This window comes from Streptococcus mitis, from assembly GCF_047465045.1.
Taxonomy (GTDB): domain Bacteria; phylum Bacillota; class Bacilli; order Lactobacillales; family Streptococcaceae; genus Streptococcus; species Streptococcus mitis_DT.
On sequence record NZ_JASHAR010000006.1, the window covers coordinates 1 to 18,716 of the forward strand.

At 37.5% G+C, this 18,716-nt stretch carries 19 protein-coding genes; 15 read left to right on the forward strand and 4 right to left on the reverse strand.

Annotated features, from left to right (window positions below; all coding sequences use genetic code 11):
- The first annotated feature begins 738 nt into the window (after positions 1–738).
- Complete coding sequence (locus QM409_RS04710) at positions 739–2,838, forward strand: ATP-dependent nuclease (RefSeq protein ID WP_414305499.1); 2,100 nt, start codon at positions 739–741, stop codon at positions 2,836–2,838.
- Positions 2,825–4,642, forward strand: a complete 1,818-nt coding sequence (locus QM409_RS04715; RefSeq protein WP_414305500.1) for a UvrD-helicase domain-containing protein — start codon at positions 2,825–2,827, stop codon at positions 4,640–4,642. Before QM409_RS04710 ends, QM409_RS04715 begins: the two co-directional genes overlap by 14 nt.
- A gap of 209 nt (positions 4,643–4,851) precedes the next feature.
- On the opposite strand, the gene gdhA is transcribed toward QM409_RS04715, so the two are convergent.
- Positions 4,852–6,198: an NADP-specific glutamate dehydrogenase gene (gdhA, locus tag QM409_RS04720; protein WP_000199543.1), complete on the reverse strand. Its 1,347-nt coding sequence runs from the start codon at positions 6,196–6,198 to the stop codon at positions 4,852–4,854.
- Between the two features lie 240 nt (positions 6,199–6,438).
- Between gdhA and QM409_RS04725 the strand changes: the two genes are divergently transcribed.
- The 7 genes from QM409_RS04725 (at position 6,439) to QM409_RS04755 (ending at position 13,018) form a co-directional block, all read left to right on the forward strand.
- Positions 6,439–7,374 (forward strand): dihydroorotate oxidase, encoded by a 936-nt coding sequence (locus tag QM409_RS04725; protein WP_261053109.1) that lies wholly within the window; start codon positions 6,439–6,441, stop codon positions 7,372–7,374.
- Between the two features lie 32 nt (positions 7,375–7,406).
- Complete coding sequence (gene holA / locus QM409_RS04730) at positions 7,407–8,444, forward strand: DNA polymerase III subunit delta (protein ID WP_414305501.1); 1,038 nt, start codon at positions 7,407–7,409, stop codon at positions 8,442–8,444.
- Between the two features lie 145 nt (positions 8,445–8,589).
- On the forward strand, positions 8,590–9,195 hold the full coding sequence (sodA, locus tag QM409_RS04735) for a superoxide dismutase SodA (RefSeq protein WP_414305502.1): 606 nt from the start codon (positions 8,590–8,592) through the stop codon (positions 9,193–9,195).
- A gap of 161 nt (positions 9,196–9,356) precedes the next feature.
- Positions 9,357–9,887 (forward strand): YutD family protein, encoded by a 531-nt coding sequence (locus tag QM409_RS04740; RefSeq protein ID WP_020903213.1) that lies wholly within the window; start codon positions 9,357–9,359, stop codon positions 9,885–9,887.
- Positions 9,888–9,907: 20 nt separating this feature from the next.
- Positions 9,908–10,993: a 23S rRNA (adenine(2503)-C(2))-methyltransferase RlmN gene (rlmN, locus tag QM409_RS04745; RefSeq protein WP_000804762.1), complete on the forward strand. Its 1,086-nt coding sequence runs from the start codon at positions 9,908–9,910 to the stop codon at positions 10,991–10,993.
- A complete protein-coding gene (locus QM409_RS04750; RefSeq protein ID WP_049499637.1) occupies positions 10,993–11,475 on the forward strand; it encodes a VanZ family protein in 483 nt (160 codons plus the stop codon). Before rlmN ends, QM409_RS04750 begins: the two co-directional genes overlap by 1 nt.
- A 1-nt stretch (position 11,476) precedes the next feature.
- A complete protein-coding gene (locus QM409_RS04755; RefSeq protein WP_049499635.1) occupies positions 11,477–13,018 on the forward strand; it encodes an ABC-F family ATP-binding cassette domain-containing protein in 1,542 nt (513 codons plus the stop codon).
- Between the two features lie 55 nt (positions 13,019–13,073).
- Here QM409_RS04755 and QM409_RS04760 read toward each other — a convergent pair whose 3' ends face one another.
- From QM409_RS04760 to QM409_RS04770, 3 genes are all read right to left on the reverse strand, one after another.
- Positions 13,074–13,877 (reverse strand): peptidylprolyl isomerase, encoded by an 804-nt coding sequence (locus QM409_RS04760; protein ID WP_023946405.1) that lies wholly within the window; start codon positions 13,875–13,877, stop codon positions 13,074–13,076.
- Between the two features lie 175 nt (positions 13,878–14,052).
- Complete coding sequence (locus QM409_RS04765) at positions 14,053–14,277, reverse strand: helix-turn-helix transcriptional regulator (RefSeq protein WP_153209759.1); 225 nt, start codon at positions 14,275–14,277, stop codon at positions 14,053–14,055.
- Positions 14,278–14,279: 2 nt separating this feature from the next.
- A complete protein-coding gene (locus tag QM409_RS04770; protein WP_414305503.1) occupies positions 14,280–14,858 on the reverse strand; it encodes a DUF3796 domain-containing protein in 579 nt (192 codons plus the stop codon).
- Between the two features lie 801 nt (positions 14,859–15,659).
- Here QM409_RS04770 and rpsP point away from each other — a divergent pair.
- From rpsP to trmD, 6 genes are all read left to right on the forward strand, one after another.
- Positions 15,660–15,932, forward strand: a complete 273-nt coding sequence (gene rpsP / locus QM409_RS04775) for a 30S ribosomal protein S16 (RefSeq protein WP_000268760.1) — start codon at positions 15,660–15,662, stop codon at positions 15,930–15,932.
- Positions 15,933–15,951: 19 nt separating this feature from the next.
- A complete protein-coding gene (gene kphA / locus QM409_RS04780; RefSeq protein WP_000379617.1) occupies positions 15,952–16,191 on the forward strand; it encodes an RNA-binding protein KphA in 240 nt (79 codons plus the stop codon).
- A gap of 44 nt (positions 16,192–16,235) precedes the next feature.
- Positions 16,236–16,568, forward strand: a complete 333-nt coding sequence (locus QM409_RS04785) for a MazG nucleotide pyrophosphohydrolase domain-containing protein (RefSeq protein ID WP_414305504.1) — start codon at positions 16,236–16,238, stop codon at positions 16,566–16,568.
- Positions 16,569–16,665: 97 nt separating this feature from the next.
- Positions 16,666–17,454, forward strand: coding sequence for an alpha/beta fold hydrolase (locus QM409_RS04790; RefSeq protein ID WP_024057003.1), 789 nt, complete (start codon positions 16,666–16,668; stop codon positions 17,452–17,454).
- 30 nt (positions 17,455–17,484) lie between these two features.
- A complete protein-coding gene (rimM, locus tag QM409_RS04795) occupies positions 17,485–18,003 on the forward strand; it encodes a ribosome maturation factor RimM (RefSeq protein ID WP_070527175.1) in 519 nt (172 codons plus the stop codon).
- Complete coding sequence (gene trmD, locus QM409_RS04800; RefSeq protein WP_000686916.1) at positions 17,993–18,712, forward strand: tRNA (guanosine(37)-N1)-methyltransferase TrmD; 720 nt, start codon at positions 17,993–17,995, stop codon at positions 18,710–18,712. Before rimM ends, trmD begins: the two co-directional genes overlap by 11 nt.
- The last annotated feature ends 4 nt before the right edge of the window (positions 18,713–18,716 follow it).

The window sequence follows — 18,716 nt, forward strand, 5'->3', positions numbered from 1 at the left end:
GATACTATAATTCCAATAAAAACCCAACAAGTAAAAATAATTGTCCAAAAACATTTTTGAGATAGAATTTTATCAATTATTTTTATTTCCATAGTATTCTCCTACCGATAACAATTTATTATCACTAGTATACCATAAATTCATCTTTAGTGGCTTGATTTGTATAATGATTTTTTTAGTTAAAATTAGATGATATTGGCCAACTATAAATTAAAACACTGTTTTGAAATTATATCGAATACTTTTGAGTCGATTACAAACTTACAACAACTAGAGAATTGTGTAGTTTGAAGGAAATAAGTACAAGTTTATTAGAAAAAGAGCATTTTATAGGATTATCACGAAAAATTCTAATTTTAGAATTATACTTTCTATTAATTTAGAACATGTTTTTTTATTTTTAAATGTTATAATAGTGTTATCAAGTAAAAGTAGCATACTATAATTGGTAACAATATAAAATTCTACTACAGACACACGGCCTGACAAAAACAAATTTGCTCGAATTGTATAAATTTTACGCAATAGCCCTTAGCTGTTATAAAAACGGAACAAGTACCATTTCAACAGAATTTATAGAAGATGTGTCTATGCTTCAAAAATAGATCAAGGTTAAGCTTCTGTCACTCTTCAATGATGCCTTTTTGGGGTAATAGAGTAAGGTTGAGGAAGATATGTTGAAGGTGGAAAATAGCACTTAAAATTAAAACAGTTGAATTTAGGAAACGAGGACAAGTAATGAAGTTAACAAAAATGGTTATTAATAATTTTAGATCTTTTGGGGAGTGTCAAGCAATTAACTTTAATAATCAAACTGTACTGATAGGGAATAATAGTTCAGGAAAGACAACTGTATTACAGGCATTGAGTAAGTTGTTTTCAGATAAACAAAGTGATAGAATCATTCGAAAAAGTGATTTTCATTTACCAAAAGGGTTAAGACCTGGTGAAAACACAAGAAATCTTTTTATAGAAACTATTTTTGAGTTTGATGAACTTGCTGGAACTGTCTATGGACCAGCCATTCCAACATTTTTCGAGCACTTTACAGTTTCTCAAGATGGTTCAAAACCTTTTTTACGAATCAGATTAGAATCTTCCTGGGAAGATGATGGAACAGTTGAAGGAAGTATTGATACTCAAATTTATTATATTTCATCTGATGAAGATACTATTAGAGATGAAGACAAACATCGTGCTCCTAGAAAGGATTTGGATAAAATTAGGGTACTTTATGTACCAGCTTCAAGAACACCTGAGAAGGAGTTGGGTAATGCTTCAGGTAGTATGTTAAGTAGGTTGGTAAATAGTATAAATTGGACTAAAGATGAGATAAATGAAATTAAAGATAAAATTGATGAGTTGAATAACACCTTTTTATCTGAAAATGGAGCATTAAGTCAGATCAACAATGAGATTCAGAAATCATGGGAATTATATCATGAAGATAACCGTTTTTCTCAAGCAGAGTTGATTATTAATTCTTCTGAGATGGCGGCAGCACTTAGACAGATTGCCTTAAAATTTTCACCAACAACCACTGAAGAAGCATTTACAGTTTCAGATTTAGGAGATGGACTGAGATCTATTTTTTATTTTTCACTTGTTGATTCGATACTTGATATTGAGTTAGAAATTACCAAAGACCGTGAAGAGAATCCTGATAATCCAAGATTTAAGTTGGTACCTCCAATACTAACTATCTTAGCAATAGAGGAACCAGAAAATCATATTGCTCCACATCACATTGGAAAACTGGTAAAAAGGTTTAAGCAATTAGGCAATAATGATAACTCTCAAGTAATTTTAACTTCACATTCTCCAGTTATTGTAAAAAGAATTGACCCAGAAGATTTGAGGTATTTAAGAATAGAAAATAATGACAGTGTTCTTCAAACCATTGTTTCTGATATACAGTTACCTCAATCGAGTGATGAGTCTTATAAATACATTAAGGGAGCAATTCAAGCCTATCCTGAACTATATTTTGCGAAGTTAGTAGTACTGGGTGAAGGTGATAGTGAGGAACTGCTATTACCAAAGTTTTTTGATTTACTTGGACTGGAAATTGATAGTTCTCAGATTTCAGTAGTTCCTTTAGGAGGTAGGCATGTTAATTATTTTTGGAAATTATTGAACGCTCTCAGGATTCCTCATATTACCTTATTAGATTTCGATAACGAAAGATATGGAGGTGGCTGGGGAAGAATTCAATATGCAATAAAACAATTGATACTAAATGGGGTTGCTAAAGAAAAACTTGTTACTGTAACAACCGAATCTCAAAAATCACGAGTTCTAGATGATGATGAGATTGATAAAATAAAGGACTGGAAGATTGATAGACCTGATAACCAGTTGCTTGAGGGGTGGATTAAAATGTTAGAAAAGTTCAATGTATTCTTTTCTGCACCGCTTGATATTGACTTCTTAATGTTACAGCATTATAAGAATTATTATCTGGAGTCTTTATCCACCAATGAAGGACCTGTTGTTTCTTATATTGATGAAAATAGTAACAATAAAAAAATTAAATTAAATAAAATGGATAGAAGAAATGACTATCAATTAGTTGGTTTTAAAAATCGCATAAAGGAAGCTATACAAGCTACTTTAAAAGATAAGAGTGGACCTGGCGATAGTTTCAATGAAGAAGAAAAAGAATTAATGATTTGGTATCAATATTTCTTTTTAGGTAGAGGAAAACCAACAACTCATATGCAATTTTTATCATCTATTAGCGATGATGAATTAAAAAGATTTCTACCTCCTGTGTTTGAAAAAATGGTTAAACGTGCTGAAAAATTACTTGGAGATATTGAACATGATGAGGAGTGAAGAGTGGCATCCTAAAGGAGATATTGATTTAGAGAAGGCTGCTTTAGGAGCTGTCAAGGATGTGACCAACAGTCTAGTCATTGCTGGACCAGGTGCTGGAAAAACTGAATTATTAGCTCAAAAGTTAGACTATCTTTTCTCTACAAATAAATGTATTTCTCCGAAAAAAATTTTAGCATTAAGTTTTAAGACAGACGCCGCCTCAAACTTGAAAGAAAGAGTGAAAAAACGGTATGGTGCGGAGTATGCTTCTCGATTTACCTCTCTAACCTACTCAGCATTTGAAAAGAGAATTTTAGATCAGTTTAGAGATGCCCTCCCTGAAGATATAAGACCAGCAAGAGACTACTTGATTGATGATTGGGATGTTATAAAAGAAACACTTTATGAAAATGACATTAATGTTCATGGGATGAGAATGTCAGATATAAGAAGTTATGTCGAAAACATCATACTTAACGATGGGTATAATCACAAGTTTAAAACTGACTTATTAAAAGGAGCACTGGATAATAAGCCTGTTCTCCTTTATAGACAAATAACTAAGTTGGCTACTCATATAATAGATACAAACGAATATATTCGTAAAGCGCTTCAAATGACATACGATTTTGTATTTCTAGATGAATTTCAGGATACTACATATGCCCAGTATAATTTATTAAAAACTTGTTTTTTAGGTTCGTCTTGTAAATTAACAGCAGTTGGAGATAATAAGCAAGCCATTATGAGATGGGCAGGTGCGAATCCTGATATTTTTCCAGACTATATTCAAGACTTTAATTCAAATGAATATCAATTGTTGATGAATCACCGCTCTGTACCTAAACTTGTAGAATTTCAAAAAGAGGTTCATCAGATATTAAATAGTAATCACAGTTCTATTCAGACAAATAATTATCCAGAATTTCAAGAGGGTGAAATAACATTATTTGAATTTGAAAATGAAAGTTTAGAAGCTGAGTTAATTGCAAATGATATAGAATCAAAAATTCAAGGAGGTATACGACCATCAGAAATTTGTATCCTAGCAAAACAGAAGGTTGATGATTATAGTTCAAAATTGATAACTACATTAAGCAGTAAAGGAATTAAAGCAAGAATTGAAAATGAATATCAAGAGCTTTTAAAAGACCCTACTTGTAACCTATTATTAGGTTTAATATCATGCAGTCAAGGAAAACGAGATCCTTTAATTTGGGAAAATCTTAGTAATTTTTATGGAAATATCAATGGAATAGATGAATTTACTGATGAATTAATTTTAGCAAAATCCTATAAGGAGATTGACAATATAGTTAGTGATATTACTTACCTAATTTCAAATTTTATTCCCAATGAAGAAAGTATGCTAAAATTAATTGATTGTATTATTGAAAAAATAGATGAAAAAAGAATTATTTCCAATTTTTCAATATACAATGGAAAAAGTGACCTAGATATCATTGTCAAGAACTTTTCAAAGTTATTATACAAAGAATATTCTCAAACACAAGGTGAATGGCTAGATATAGTCTCTAGTTTCAAGGGTGAAAACTCAATTCCAATTATGACTATCCATAAGAGTAAAGGATTAGAATATGAGGCAGTTTATTTTTTAGGGCTGGAGGATTCTGCATTCTGGAGTTTTAATGATCAACCAGAAGAAGATAAAAGTGCCTTCTTTGTCGCACTTTCAAGAGCAAAAAGTCACTTAATATTCACATACTGTAAATTGAGAAATAATAGGTCGCAAAATAATAGAAATATTAATGAAATCTATTCATTACTGATTCAATCCAGTTTAGTTGATGTTGTTAATTAATAATGATTAAGGCATAGGAATTAGTTTTTTTTAATAATAGAGCAACTACATTAGTAGCTTAAAAACATGATTAAACCGCTATTCTTAGGATTAGCGGTTTTTATTTTTGTTCTAACAGGGACAAAAGGGGGCGAGTAAGTAATTTCCCAACTGTTTAACTCAACATAAAAATCCCCAATCGGAGTGATTGAGGATTAAGCAAATGACTCTTAAACAATACCTTGGGCAATCATAGCGTTTGCTACATTTTCAAAGGCAGCAATGTTAGCTCCTGCAAGGTAGTCTTTATCAAGACCGTATGTTTCTGAAGTTGTTTTAGCTGTGTTGAAGATGTTTGTCATGATGTCTTTGAGACGTCCATCAACTTCTTCACGAGTCCATGAGAGGCGAAGACTGTTTTGGCTCATTTCAAGGGCTGAAACGGCTACACCACCAGCGTTGGCAGCTTTTGCAGGCCCGTAGAAGATACCATTTTCTTTGTAAACTTTGATGGCATCAAGGTCGCTTGGCATGTTGGCACCTTCAGATACACAGATAACTCCTTGAGCAACCAAACGTTTAGCTGCTTCACCGTTGATTTCGTTTTGAGTCGCACATGGAAGAGCGATGTCATAGTTTCCAGCGTAAGTCCATACAGAACCTTCATGATAAGTAGCGGTTGCTTTCTCAGCTGCATACTCAGTCAAACGAGCGCGACGTTTTTCTTTAACGTCAACCAAAAGATCGAAGTCGATACCATTTTCATCGATGACATAACCATTTGAATCAGATACAGAGATAACAGTTGCACCAAGTTCAGTCGCTTTTTGAAGAGCGTATTGAGCAACGTTACCAGAACCTGAAATAACAACTTTCTTACCAGCAAAGCTATTACCGTTAGCTTTGAGCATTTCTTCAGTGTAGTAAACCAAACCGTAACCAGTTGCTTCTGGACGAATCAAGCTACCACCAAATCCAAGAGGCTTACCAGTCAAGACACCAGCATCAAATTGGTTAAGGCGTTTGTATTGACCGTAAAGGTAACCAATCTCACGTCCACCAACACCGATATCACCAGCAGGTACATCAAGTGATGGGCCGATGTATTTTTGCAGTTCAGTCATGAAGCTTTGGCAGAAGCGCATCACTTCAGCATCTGTTTTACCTTTAGGATCGAAGTCTGATCCACCTTTACCTCCACCGATAGGGAGTCCAGTCAAGACGTTTTTAAAGATTTGTTCAAATCCGAGGAATTTCAAAATCCCTTGGTTTACAGTTGGGTGGAAACGAAGTCCGCCTTTGTATGGTCCAACAGCTGAGTTGAATTGAACACGGTAGCCACGGTTTACTTGAACTTTTCCATCACGGTCAACCCAAGGAACACGGAAAGAAATCACGCGTTCTGGCTCAGTGATACGTGCCAAGATATTTTCTTCTATATACTCAGGGTGTTTTTCAAATACAGGTTCTAAAGTGTTGAAAAATTCTTCGACAGCTTGGAGGAATTCAGCCTCGTGCCCGTTACGAGCTTTCACAGTTTCAAACACGCTTTGGATATATTCTTTAGCAGATGTCATATCGTTCTCCTTAAATTCTAATTTAATTATGTGAGTCATTATAGCAGAATTTTTTTTTACTGTAAAGAAAAAAACAGAAATTTTCTAAAAATTCTATCAATTTAGTTTTGACATTTAGTTTTGAGGCTTTTTGGAAATAGATAAAAAACGAACGTTTTTCTTATAAATGCCTTTCTTAAAGAGAAAATCTGAAAATGTGGTATAATATTAGCAATAAAAGGAATCTGGAGGATCAGAATCATGGTATCAACGAAAACGCAAATTGCTGGTTTTGAGTTTGACAATTGTTTGATGAATGCGGCAGGTGTGGCTTGTATGACGATAGCAGAGTTAGAAGGCGTTAAAAACTCAGCAGCAGGAACCTTTGTCACGAAGACAGCGACCTTGGACTTTCGTCAGGGAAATCCTGAGCCACGCTATCAAGATGTTCCACTTGGTTCCATCAACTCTATGGGCTTGCCAAATAATGGCTTAGATTATTACCTAAACTATCTTCTGGAATTACAAGAAAAGGAACCGAATCGTACCTTCTTTCTATCCTTAGTTGGAATGTCTCCAGAGGAAACCCATACTATCTTGAAAAAAGTCCAAGAGAGTGAGTTTCGTGGTCTGACTGAGCTAAATCTTTCCTGTCCAAATGTTCCAGGTAAACCTCAGATTGCCTATGATTTTGAGACAACAGACCGGATTTTGGCAGAGGTATTTGCCTACTTCACCAAACCTCTTGGAATTAAATTGCCACCATATTTTGATATTGTTCACTTTGACCAAGCGGCAGCTATTTTCAATAAGTATCCTCTTAAGTTTGTCAACTGCGTCAACTCTATCGGAAACGGCCTTTATATAGAAGATGAGTCTGTTGTTATTCGTCCTAAAAATGGTTTTGGTGGCATTGGTGGCGAGTATATCAAACCGACTGCTCTAGCTAATGTTCATGCCTTTTATCAACGCTTAAATCCTCAAATTCAAATCATCGGAACAGGTGGCGTTTTGACTGGTCGTGATGCCTTTGAACATATCCTCTGTGGAGCAAGTATGGTGCAGGTGGGGACCACCCTTCACAAAGAAGGAGTTGGTGCTTTTGATCGTATTACCAATGAACTGAAAGCAATCATGGCGGAAAAAGGGTACGAAAGCCTAGAAGATTTCCGTGGGAAATTGCGCTATATTGATTAAATTCATTAAAAAATCAGAAGAAAGGAGAGAAGATGCTAGCCATTGAAGAAAGTCGGAAATTGACTTTATCAAATTTACCTAGTCTGAGCCTATTTACAGGGACAGATCAGGGTCAGTTTGAAGTTATGAAGAGTCAAGTATTGAAACAAATTGGCTATGATTCTGCTGACCTCAACTTTGCCTACTTTGATATGAAAGAAGTAGTTTACAAGGATGTGGAACTGGAGTTGGTCAGTCTTCCTTTCTTTGCGGATGAAAAAATCGTGATATTAGACCATTTTGTTGATATCACGACTGCTAAAAAACGCTTTTTGACAGATGATGAGCTCAAGTCATTTGAGGAATACTTTGACAATCCTTCACCAACAACCAAGTTGATAATCTTTGCAGAAGGAAAGCTGGATAGCAAAAGACGGCTGGTAAAATTACTTAAGCGTGATGCCAAGGTCTTTGATGCAGTAGAAGCCAAAGAACAAGAATTGCGCCAGTATTTCCAAAAGTGGAGTCAGAAACAAGGCCTGCAGTTTGTGGGGCAATCCTTTGAAAATCTACTTATCAAATCTGGTTTTCAATTTAGCGAAATCCAGAAAAATCTCCTCTTTTTACAGTCCTATAAGGAAGACTCTGTTATCGAGGAAGAGGATATTGTTAACGCAATTCCCAAGACCTTGCAGGACAATATTTTTGATTTAACTCAGTTTATTCTGACTAAAAAGATGGACCAGGCGCGCGATTTGGTTAGAGATTTGACCTTGCAAGGTGAAGATGAAATCAAGTTGATTGCAGTCATGCTAGGACAATTTCGGACTTTTACTCAGGTGAAAATTTTGTCGGAGTCTGGGCAAACAGAATCGCAGATTGCAAGTAGTCTAGGAAGTTTTCTCGGACGCAATCCTAATCCCTATCAAATCAAGTTTGCGCTGAGGGATTCACGAGGACTTTCCTTGAGCTTTTTGAAGCAAGCTATTTCTTATTTGATTGAGACAGACTATCAGATTAAGACAGGTCTTTATGAAAAGAGTTTCCTTTTTGAAAAGGCACTCTTGCAGATTGCTAGTCAGGTAAATTAATCCTATCTGAAAAATTTTTTTAACCCGCGTCAGGATTATCTTGTCGTGGGTTTCTTGCTGATTTCCTTATCTATAAGCAAAAAACTTGAAAAAAGTGAATGTTTGCGTTATCATTTTCATATAGAAAGAAAAAGAGGTATTACAGATGGCTATTATCTTACCAGATCTTCCATATGCATACGACGCTTTGGAACCATACATCGATGCGGAAACAATGCACTTGCACCATGACAAACACCATCAAACTTATGTCAACAATGCCAATGCAGCTCTAGAAAAACACCCTGAAATCGATGAAGACCTTGAAGCCTTGCTTGCTGATGTAGAATCTATTCCAGCTGATATCCGTCAAGCACTTATCAACAACGGTGGCGGACACTTGAACCACGCTCTTTTCTGGGAATTGATGACTCCTGAAAAAACAGCTCCATCAGCAGAACTTGCAGCAGCAATCGATGCAACATTTGGTTCATTTGAAGAATTCCAAGCAGCCTTCACTGCAGCAGCAACAACTCGTTTCGGTTCAGGATGGGCATGGTTGGTTGTTAACAAAGAAGGTAAACTTGAAGTGACTTCAACAGCAAACCAAGACACACCAATCTCAGAAGGCAAAAAACCAATCTTGGGCTTGGACGTTTGGGAGCATGCTTACTACGTGAAATACCGCAACGTGCGTCCTGACTACATCAAAGCTTTCTTCTCAGTGATCAACTGGAACAAAGTAGATGAATTGTACGCAGCTGCTAAATAATGATATGATATATGGAGGGAAGAATTGTTCTTCTCTTTTTAAGGTTATATTATTTTGGTCTGACAAAATCGTCAGACTTTTTTCATTTTTATGAGAAACGTGCTAACTGCTAGAAATTATGGTAGAATAAAGTATTAAGTAATCGTGGAAAAAGGATATCTATGCGAAAAGAAATTGCACCTGAATTATACAACTATAACAAGTTTCCTGGTCCTGAGTTCCATTTACACGGGGACAAGGTAGAAACGGAAGGGATAGCTTTTTCCTTGGTGGAAAATATCAAGGATGCCTTCGATGTGACGGCTTTTAATCAGCGTTTTTCAGAAGTCTTAACAAAGTTTGATTATATCGTGGGAGACTGGAGCAACGAACAGCTTCGCCTTCGAGGTTTTTACAAGGATGATCGAACAGAAGAAAAACTTGAAAAAATCAGTCGTTTACAAGACTACCTTTTAGAGTATTGTAGTTATGGTTGTGCCTATTTTGTCTTAGAAAATGAAGCCCCTAAGCGAGCATCATTTGACAAGAAAATGCGTAAGAAGGAAGAAGAACTGCCTTCTAGAAAAGGAAAGAAGCCGACTCAAACCAAACGAAAACCGAATGCAGATAAGAAAAATAGACGTCGTCAGAAAGACCAGCATTCTCAGAAAGAGGACAAGGGGCAACGTCATTTTGTCATTCGTCAGAAGTGAGTAGAGAATAAGGAGAAGAAATGAAACCGTCAATTTATAGTTTAACACGTCAAACCATGCAGGAATGGGTTTTGGAGCAGGGAGAAAAGAAATTCCGTGCAGACCAAATCTGGGAATGGCTTTACCGTAAACGTGTCCAGTCATTTGAAGAAATGACCAACCTTTCTAAGGATTTGATTGCGAAGCTTAATGACCAGTTTGTGGTCAATCCCTTGAAACAACGTATTGTTCAAGAGTCTGCTGATGGGACTGTCAAATATCTCTTTGAGTTGCCTGATGGTATGTTGATCGAGACTGTACTCATGCGTCAACACTATGGTTTGTCAGTCTGTGTGACGACTCAGGTCGGCTGTAATATCGGTTGTACCTTCTGTGCCTCTGGTTTGATTAAGAAACAACGCGACCTCAATAATGGGGAAATCGTAGCGCAGATCATGCTGGTTCAGAAATACTTCGATGAGCGTGGTCAGGACGAACGCGTCAGCCATATCGTTGTCATGGGAATCGGTGAGCCCTTTGATAACTACAACAATGTCTTGAATTTCGTTCGTACTATCAATGATGACAAGGGAATGGCCATCGGTGCTCGTCACATTACGGTTTCAACTTCAGGTTTGGCCCATAAAATTCGTGATTTTGCTAATGAAGGAGTTCAGGTCAATCTTGCTGTTTCCCTTCATGCACCTAATAATGAACTGCGCTCAAGCATCATGAAGATTAACCGTGCCTTTCCGATTGAAAAACTCTTTGCTGCTATTGAGTACTACATTGAGACAACTAATCGTCGTGTGACTTTTGAGTATATCATGCTTAATGAAGTTAACGATGGTGTAGAACAAGCCTTGGAATTGGCTGAATTGCTCAAGAACATCAAGAAATTGTCTTATGTAAACTTGATTCCTTATAACCCAGTTAGTGAGCATGACCAATATAGCCGTAGTCCCAAAGAGCGCGTCATGGCCTTCTATGATACTCTTAAGAAAAAAGGGGTTAACTGTGTTGTTCGTCAAGAGCATGGTACTGATATTGATGCAGCTTGTGGACAATTGCGTTCTAATACAATGAAACGTGACCGCCAGAAAGCAGTCGCAGCAGTCAATCCGTAATGATGAAGAAAACTCATAATCATATTTTAGTCTGGGGAGTTATTTTCTATAGCATTTGTATCGTCTACTTTTGTTTTACTCCTCAAGAACATTCTCCCGTGGGAGTGGAAACTCCAGGTATTCAGCATCTTGGACGCCTGGTTTTTCTTTTGACTCCTTTCAATTCTTTCTGGAAACTGGGTGAAGTGAGTGATATGGGACAATTATATTGGATTTTTTTACAAAATATCCTCAATGTCTTCTTGCTTTTTCCTCTGGTCTTCCAACTCCTTTATCTCTTTCCAAACTTAAGGAAAACAAAAAGAGTTCTTCTTTTCAGTTTTCTAGTGAGTCTTGGAATCGAGTGTACGCAGTTAGTCTTGGACCTTTTCTTTGATTTCAATCGCGTCTTTGAGATTGATGATTTGTGGACCAATACCTTGGGTGGCTATCTGGCTTGGCTCCTCTATAAACAACTACATAAAAACAAGATAAGGAATTAAAATGAGTATTTTAGAAGTTAAAAATCTGAGTCACGGTTTTGGTGACCGTGCAATTTTTGAAGATGTATCCTTCCGTCTCCTCAAGGGAGAACATATCGGTCTGGTCGGTGCTAATGGTGAAGGAAAATCAACCTTTATGAGCATTGTAACTGGTAAGATGTTGCCAGATGAAGGGAAAGTCGAATGGTCTAAATATGTGACTGCTGGTTATTTGGACCAGCACTCTGTCCTTGCTGAAGGGCAGTCGGTGCGTGATGTGCTCCGTACAGCTTTTGATGAGCTGTTTAAAGCAGAAGTCCGAATCAATGACCTTTATATGGAAATGGCTGAAGACGGAGCGGATGTTGATGCACTTATGGAAGAAGTTGGAGAACTTCAAGACCGTTTGGAGAGTCGTGATTTCTATACCTTGGATGCTAAGATTGACGAAGTGGCGCGTGCCCTTGGTGTCATGGACTTTGGAATGGATACGGATGTAACTTCTTTGTCAGGTGGGCAAAGAACCAAGGTGCTTTTGGCTAAGCTTCTCCTTGAAAAGCCAGATATATTGCTTTTGGACGAGCCGACCAACTACTTGGATGCTGAGCATATTGACTGGCTCAAGCGCTATCTCCAGAACTATGAGAATGCATTTGTCCTTATTTCACATGATATCCCATTCCTGAACGATGTGATTAATATTGTCTATCATGTGGAAAATCAACAGCTGACGCGTTACTCTGGTGACTACTACCAGTTCCAAGAAGTCTATGCCATGAAGAAATCCCAGCTGGAGGCGGCCTACGAACGTCAGCAGAAAGAGATTGCCGACCTCAAGGACTTTGTTGCTCGGAACAAAGCGCGTGTTGCAACACGAAACATGGCCATGTCTCGTCAGAAGAAATTGGATAAGATGGATATTATCGAACTCCAAAGTGAGAAACCAAAACCATCCTTTGATTTCAAATCAGCTCGTACGCCAGGGCGCTTTATCTTCCAAGCCAAGGATTTGCAGATTGGTTACGACCGTCCTCTGACTAAGCCTTTAAATCTTACCTTTGAGCGCAATCAAAAGGTTGCCATTATCGGTGCTAATGGTATCGGGAAAACAACTCTCTTGAAGAGTCTCTTGGGGATTATTCCGCCAATTGCTGGGGAAGTTGAACGAGGTGATTACCTAGAACTTGGTTACTTTGAACAGGAAGTAGAAGGTGGCAATCGTCAAACACCACTTGAAGCTGTCTGGAATGCCTTTCCTGCACTCAACCAAGCAGAAGTTCGTGCAGCCCTTGCCCGTTGTGGTTTGACAACCAAGCATATTGAAAGCCAAATTCAGGTCTTGTCAGGTGGGGAACAAGCCAAGGTTCGTTTCTGTCTCTTGATGAATCGTGAAAACAATGTTTTAGTGCTGGACGAGCCGACCAACCACTTGGATGTGGATGCCAAGGATGAACTCAAACGCGCTCTTAAAGAATACAAAGGATCTATCCTTATGGTCTGTCACGAACCAGACTTTTATGAAGGTTGGATGGACCAAATCTGGGATTTTAATAATTTAACTTAAGAATGAGAGTAAAAGAAATACAGTACCGAATGTGGATACTGTATTTTTTTGGTTTTTAAGATTTAAAATTGTAATCTTTCACCACTTCGATGCTATCGATTGTGATAGCAGTAGTTGGCTTGTCTTTTTCATCTTTTTCGGCTTTAGCAATTTTATCTACAACATCCATACCGTCAATCACTTGACCAAAGACTGGGTGTTTGCCATCTAGACTAGGGTTTCCCCCTTCTTTATAGGCTTCGATAATTTTCTTTGGATACTTGCTTGTAGGGAGTTTAGCAGAGGTATCTGTAGAGTTTTGGTTGATGAAGAACTGGCTACCATTGGTGTTTGGTTGACCAGTATTAGCCATAGAAAGAGCACCACGGATGTTATATAGATAAGGAGTAATCTCGTTTTTGAAACCAGTTCCCTTGTCTTTAGTCTTATCCTTGTCATGCCAGATGGACTGACCACCTGTACCGTCCCCTTTTGGATCTCCAGTTTGAACCATGAAGCCATCGATGACACGGTGGAAGGTAATGCCGTTATAGTAGCCTTCTTTGGCGTGAGTGAGGAAGTTTTCAACCGCTAGAGGAGCGAGTTTAGGGAATAGTTTGATACGGATATCTCCTTGACTTGTGTGTAGAATCACTTCAGCCTCGTCTTCAGCAACTTCTTTAGATAGTTGCGGGAAATTGGCGTTTTCGTTTGTTAAAGCATCGTTTAACTCCTTAGCAGATTGGGCAGCTGCTTTGGAACTTTCTTCAGCAGCAAGACTGGAATCAACATAGTCATCACCACGCAGACTGCGTTGGATGCTGCTACATCCAGCTAGAGCTACGGTGGACAGTAAAAGAAGGGTTGCTAGTTTTTTCATTCTATTCCTCTCAAAAATTTATTTCTACCATTGTACCCTAAAAGGAAGTGGATTTCAAATGTTAGTGACAAGGTAGTTTAAGAGGAATCCAACCCAAAATTACTTGATTAGAGATTTTTCTTTTGGCTTCAATTCCTAATTAATCAATGAACTTAATACTAGGTCTCGAAAAGAATTATGCTTCCTCTTTCTGTCTGAGTTCAAAGAGGTCTTCTACTTTCATATTAAAAACTTGAGCAATTTTAAGAGCCATTTCCAGCGAAGGGTTGTAACGGTTATTTTCCAAGTGCAGAATTGTCTCGCGTCGCATGCCGATGAGGTCGGCTAATTCCTGCTGGGTCATGCCTGTGGACTCACGAACAGATTTGAGATTAGTAATAATCTTGCTTTCTTTGGCCATGTTTATCCTCTACGTTCCAAGATAATATAGACAACCGAAAAGATGAAAATTAAGACAGCTATGCTAATAAATATCTGTCCCATGTAAAGAGTGAGAGACCCCATATACCCAATGATAACTGCTAGGATCATCAGTGCGCCTAGTATAAAAACAAACATCAAGCTAGCTGCCTTGGCTAAATTAGCATAAAAGCGTTCGTCCGGAGTTTCCTTGACATTTTTCAAACAGAAAAAACCAAATACAATCACTTCAATAACGAGGCCAATTCCCAAAATCCATTCTTTAATACCAGAACTTACGCTTGGGGTCGCAACCCAAATCCCTACTGTATAAAAAATGCTTGCTGCAAAAAAAAGTATCGTGTAAAGCTTAGCAGACAAGTCAAAAATAGTCTTTCCCTTACCTTTCTGACTCTTATGTAGCCAGCTACAAATAGCTACAATTTGACCTGACACTGAAATACCAGTAATAACTAACTTGGGTCCCCAACTAAGATTAGAACCAAATAAAACAATAAAATCAATAAAGAGAGCTACGGCAATCATTGCAATGAGGCCACGCATTTTTTGACTTTTTTTCATGATAGACTCCTTTTTTGTGTTATAAATATATCACACTTAAATTTTATGTTATAAATATATCACATTTAAATTTAGAAAGCAAGAATTTATGTGCCAAGATGGCAGTTATTTGAAAAAATTTTTTAATAAAAGCCCTTGATAGTCAAACAACTAACAAATTCTTTGAAGCAATGCATCGGATTTGGTTTGGATAGTTTCGTTAGTAATATTTGATGATAAAAAATTTTTGGAAAATCTAGATACTCTATGAATCTCTACTTTTTTAGACTATTATAAAGTCTGTCAGAATAAGCGTTATAGGTGTAGAAGTTAATTTTTACAGAACTAAATTATTCCCCCATTTAGAATCTATTAATTCATATTTTATAAATTAATTAGTAGATATCATTCTTAAAATCCTTGATATTTCGTTTGGGAACGGGCTTAGAATTTAGGAGCCAAGTATCCAAATCTCGTTCAGGCGATATGAAGGGTTTGACTTGATGGTCTTTATAAAATGTTTCTAATACTCTTCGAAAATCAAATTCAAACTACGTCAGCTTTACCTTGCCGTACTCAAGTACAGCCTGCGGCTAGCTTCCTAGTTTGCTCTTTGATTTTCATTGAGTATAAAATAGTATTCACGGATAGCTTCTTTCAAACATTTATTTCCTACTTCTAACAAATTTCTAAATGGTTTAAAAATTTTATAGTCTGTCAAGTTTTTTTCTTGACACCTGCCAGAAATCTGCTATAATAGAACATGTGATAAATAGCTCAGCTATTTCACCGAAATAAAAAATAAGAAAAGAGACTTTAAAAATGGCAGTTAAAATCCGTTTGACTCGTATGGGTTCTAAGAAAAAACCTTTCTACCGTATCAACGTAGCAGATTCACGTTCACCACGTGACGGACGTTTCATCGAAACAGTTGGAACTTACAACCCACTTGTTGCTGAAAACCAAGTAACTTTGAAAGAAGACCGCGTTCTTGCATGGTTGGCTGATGGAGCTCAACCTTCAGATACAGTTCGCAACATCCTTTCAAAAGAAGGTGTATTGAAGAAATTCCACGATTCTAAATTCTCAAAATAAATTTAAAGTAGGTTGACAGATGGATACGATTGAAAATCTCATTATTGCGATTGTGAAACCCTTGATTTCACAACCAGATGCCTTAACTATCAAGATTGAAGATACACCAGAGTTTTTGGAATATCATTTGGATCTTGATCAAAGCGATGTGGGTCGTGTAATCGGTCGTAAGGGTCGCACTATTTCTGCGATAAGAACGATTGTCTACTCTGTCCCAACTGAAGACAAAAAAGTAAGAATCGTTATTGACGAAAAATAAGAAGGGCGGGACGAATGTCTCGCTTTTTTTGCAAGGAGCAGGATATGAAGGATTTAACGTTTAGACAATTACAAGACTACTTACTCGAACATTACCAGCAGTCTCGGACTGAGGAAGGTCTTTTTATCAAGCTAGTGGAGGAAGTCGGAGAAGTAGCCGAAGTTTTGAATGGTCGCTCTGGTCGAAAAGAGAGAGTTCAAGTCTCGAACGAGGAGCTAGCAAAAGAACTGGCTGATATCATTCACTACACCGTCGCAATCGCAGCTATCAACCATATTGACCTAACTAAAACCATCTTTGAGAAAGACAAAACTGCATCTATTAAGTACCAACATGAACGTGATTTGGAAGGATTTTTGAAGGGGGACGAGAGTTGATGTCCTCTTCCTCCAACTTGAGAAAATCCTTGGAACGTGTTAAAATAAAGGATAAGGATTTTTAATAATTCATTATATAGAACGAGTGGGTTTCTTTATGAAGAGGATTGAAGTATCTACAGAAATTGGTAGTCTCTCTGTTACTTATCAAAAGCAAAAGAAAATGCTAGTTTGTTTAAGTGGCGCAGGTTTGCTACCAAGTTATGAAAATTTTTCACTTATACTTGAAAAACTTCCTCCCACAATTGGTTATTTGACAATTGATTTTCCAAACACAGGTAGAAGTCCGATTCATGACCAAGCTGGAAAAAATCTGGATAATCTTGCAGATGCGGTTTATGAAGTACTTGAAGAATTGGCGATTTCTGAATATATACTTTGTGCACATAGTTTGAGTGGAATTTTAGCTTGCAAGTTGCTCAAGAAACCAATTAAGTGTCAGGCTTTAGTAGCAATTGAACCGACAACTAAAAAAGTCATGTTTGCTGATTTTTCAGAAAATCCTTATCCAGAAATGGAAGAGCAGATGATGCTGATTGAGGAGTGTGGTCCTGAACTTTATTTTAAGAGCTTAACTCAAGCCACATTTAGCCCTGAAATCAATAAAGAAATCTGGGAAATAATGCAAGAAAAAGGTTCAGAGTTGCAAAATCAAGATTCAGAATTTCAGATATCTGGAGAGATTACTGAGGAAGATTTTGAGAATTTGTCGATAGAATCTCATGTCCCTGTATTTATTTTTTGTCAGGCTTATAGAGAAAAAGAGTACAGAGAATCAGAATATTGGACTTCCAATACTAAACTCATTTTAGGAGGGAATCACCATTATTTACAATGGTCAGAATCAGAAAAAATTGTGACTATTATTCGAGAATTGTCAGAATAAGATGGAAATAAATAGACTACAGGAGACAAGATGAACTACTTTAATGTTGGGAAAATCGTCAATACGCAGGGGTTACAGGGTGAGATGCGAGTCTTGTCTGTGACGGATTTTGCAGAAGAACGGTTTAAAAAAGGGGCTGAGCTGGCTTTGTTTGATGAAAAAGATCAGTTTGTCCAAACAGTGACTATTGCTAGCCACCGAAAACAGAAGAACTTTGACATCATTAAATTCAAAGATATGTACCATATCAACGCTATCGAAAAGTACAAAGGATACAGTCTCAAGGTTGCTGAGGAAGATTTGGACGATCTAGATGATGGTGAATTCTACTATCACGAGATTATCGGTTTGGAAGTCTACGAGGGTGATAACTTGGTCGGAACCATCAAGGAAATCCTACAACCAGGTGCTAACGATGTCTGGGTGGTCAAACGGAAAGGCAAGCGTGATTTGTTATTGCCTTATATCCCACCAGTCATTCTCAATGTTGATATTCCGAATAACCGCGTCGATGTGGAAATCTTAGAAGGGTTAGACGATGAAGATTGATATTTTAACCCTCTTTCCAGAGATGTTTTCTCCGCTAGAGCACTCAATCGTTGGAAAGGCTCGTGAAAAAGGTCTCTTGGATATCCAGTATCATAATTTCCGAGAAAATGCTGAAAAGGCTCGTCACGTCGATGATGAACCATATGGAGGTGGTCAGGGTATGTTGCTCCGAGCCCAACCTATTTTCGATGCCTTTGATGCTATTGAAAAGAAAAATCCTCGCGTCATTCTCCTAGACCCAGCTGGGAAGCAGTTTGATCAGGCTTATGCTGAGGATTTGGCTCAAGAGGAAGAACTTATCTTTATCTGCGGTCACTATGAGGGCTATGATGAGCGCATTAAGACCTTGGTGACAGATGAGATTTCCTTGGGGGATTATGTCCTTACTGGAGGAGAATTGGCGGCTATGACCATGATTGATGCTACAGTTCGCCTGATTCCAGAAGTAATTGGCAAGGAGTCTAGCCATCAAGATGATAGTTTTTCTTCTGGCCTTCTTGAATATCCTCAGTACACACGTCCCTATGATTATCGAGGTATGGTTGTACCAGATGTATTGATGAGCGGGCACCATGAAAAGATTCGTCAGTGGCGATTGTATGAGAGCTTAAAGAAAACCTACGAGCGCAGACCTGATTTGTTAGAAAATTATCAACTGACAGCAGAAGAAGAAAAAATGTTGGCAGAAATCAAAGAAAACAAAGAATAAAGGA

Excerpts from the sequence above, each read along its gene's own strand:
- QM409_RS04710 (WP_414305499.1), top strand. The coding sequence starts at position 739 with ATGAAGTTAACAAAAATGGTTATTAATAATTTTAGATCTTTTGGGGAG.
- QM409_RS04715 (WP_414305500.1), top strand. The coding sequence starts at position 2,825 with ATGATGAGGAGTGAAGAGTGGCATCCTAAAGGAGATATTGATTTAGAG.
- gdhA (WP_000199543.1), bottom strand. The coding sequence starts at position 6,198 with ATGACATCTGCTAAAGAATATATCCAAAGCGTGTTTGAAACTGTGAAA.
- QM409_RS04725 (WP_261053109.1), top strand. The coding sequence starts at position 6,439 with ATGGTATCAACGAAAACGCAAATTGCTGGTTTTGAGTTTGACAATTGT.
- holA (WP_414305501.1), top strand. The coding sequence starts at position 7,407 with ATGCTAGCCATTGAAGAAAGTCGGAAATTGACTTTATCAAATTTACCT.
- sodA (WP_414305502.1), top strand. The coding sequence starts at position 8,590 with ATGGCTATTATCTTACCAGATCTTCCATATGCATACGACGCTTTGGAA.
- QM409_RS04740 (WP_020903213.1), top strand. The coding sequence starts at position 9,357 with ATGCGAAAAGAAATTGCACCTGAATTATACAACTATAACAAGTTTCCT.
- rlmN (WP_000804762.1), top strand. The coding sequence starts at position 9,908 with ATGAAACCGTCAATTTATAGTTTAACACGTCAAACCATGCAGGAATGG.
- QM409_RS04750 (WP_049499637.1), top strand. The coding sequence starts at position 10,993 with ATGATGAAGAAAACTCATAATCATATTTTAGTCTGGGGAGTTATTTTC.
- QM409_RS04755 (WP_049499635.1), top strand. The coding sequence starts at position 11,477 with ATGAGTATTTTAGAAGTTAAAAATCTGAGTCACGGTTTTGGTGACCGT.
- QM409_RS04760 (WP_023946405.1), bottom strand. The coding sequence starts at position 13,877 with ATGAAAAAACTAGCAACCCTTCTTTTACTGTCCACCGTAGCTCTAGCT.
- QM409_RS04765 (WP_153209759.1), bottom strand. The coding sequence starts at position 14,277 with ATGGCCAAAGAAAGCAAGATTATTACTAATCTCAAATCTGTTCGTGAG.
- QM409_RS04770 (WP_414305503.1), bottom strand. The coding sequence starts at position 14,858 with ATGAAAAAAAGTCAAAAAATGCGTGGCCTCATTGCAATGATTGCCGTA.
- rpsP (WP_000268760.1), top strand. The coding sequence starts at position 15,660 with ATGGCAGTTAAAATCCGTTTGACTCGTATGGGTTCTAAGAAAAAACCT.
- kphA (WP_000379617.1), top strand. The coding sequence starts at position 15,952 with ATGGATACGATTGAAAATCTCATTATTGCGATTGTGAAACCCTTGATT.
- QM409_RS04785 (WP_414305504.1), top strand. The coding sequence starts at position 16,236 with ATGAAGGATTTAACGTTTAGACAATTACAAGACTACTTACTCGAACAT.
- QM409_RS04790 (WP_024057003.1), top strand. The coding sequence starts at position 16,666 with ATGAAGAGGATTGAAGTATCTACAGAAATTGGTAGTCTCTCTGTTACT.
- rimM (WP_070527175.1), top strand. The coding sequence starts at position 17,485 with ATGAACTACTTTAATGTTGGGAAAATCGTCAATACGCAGGGGTTACAG.
- trmD (WP_000686916.1), top strand. The coding sequence starts at position 17,993 with ATGAAGATTGATATTTTAACCCTCTTTCCAGAGATGTTTTCTCCGCTA.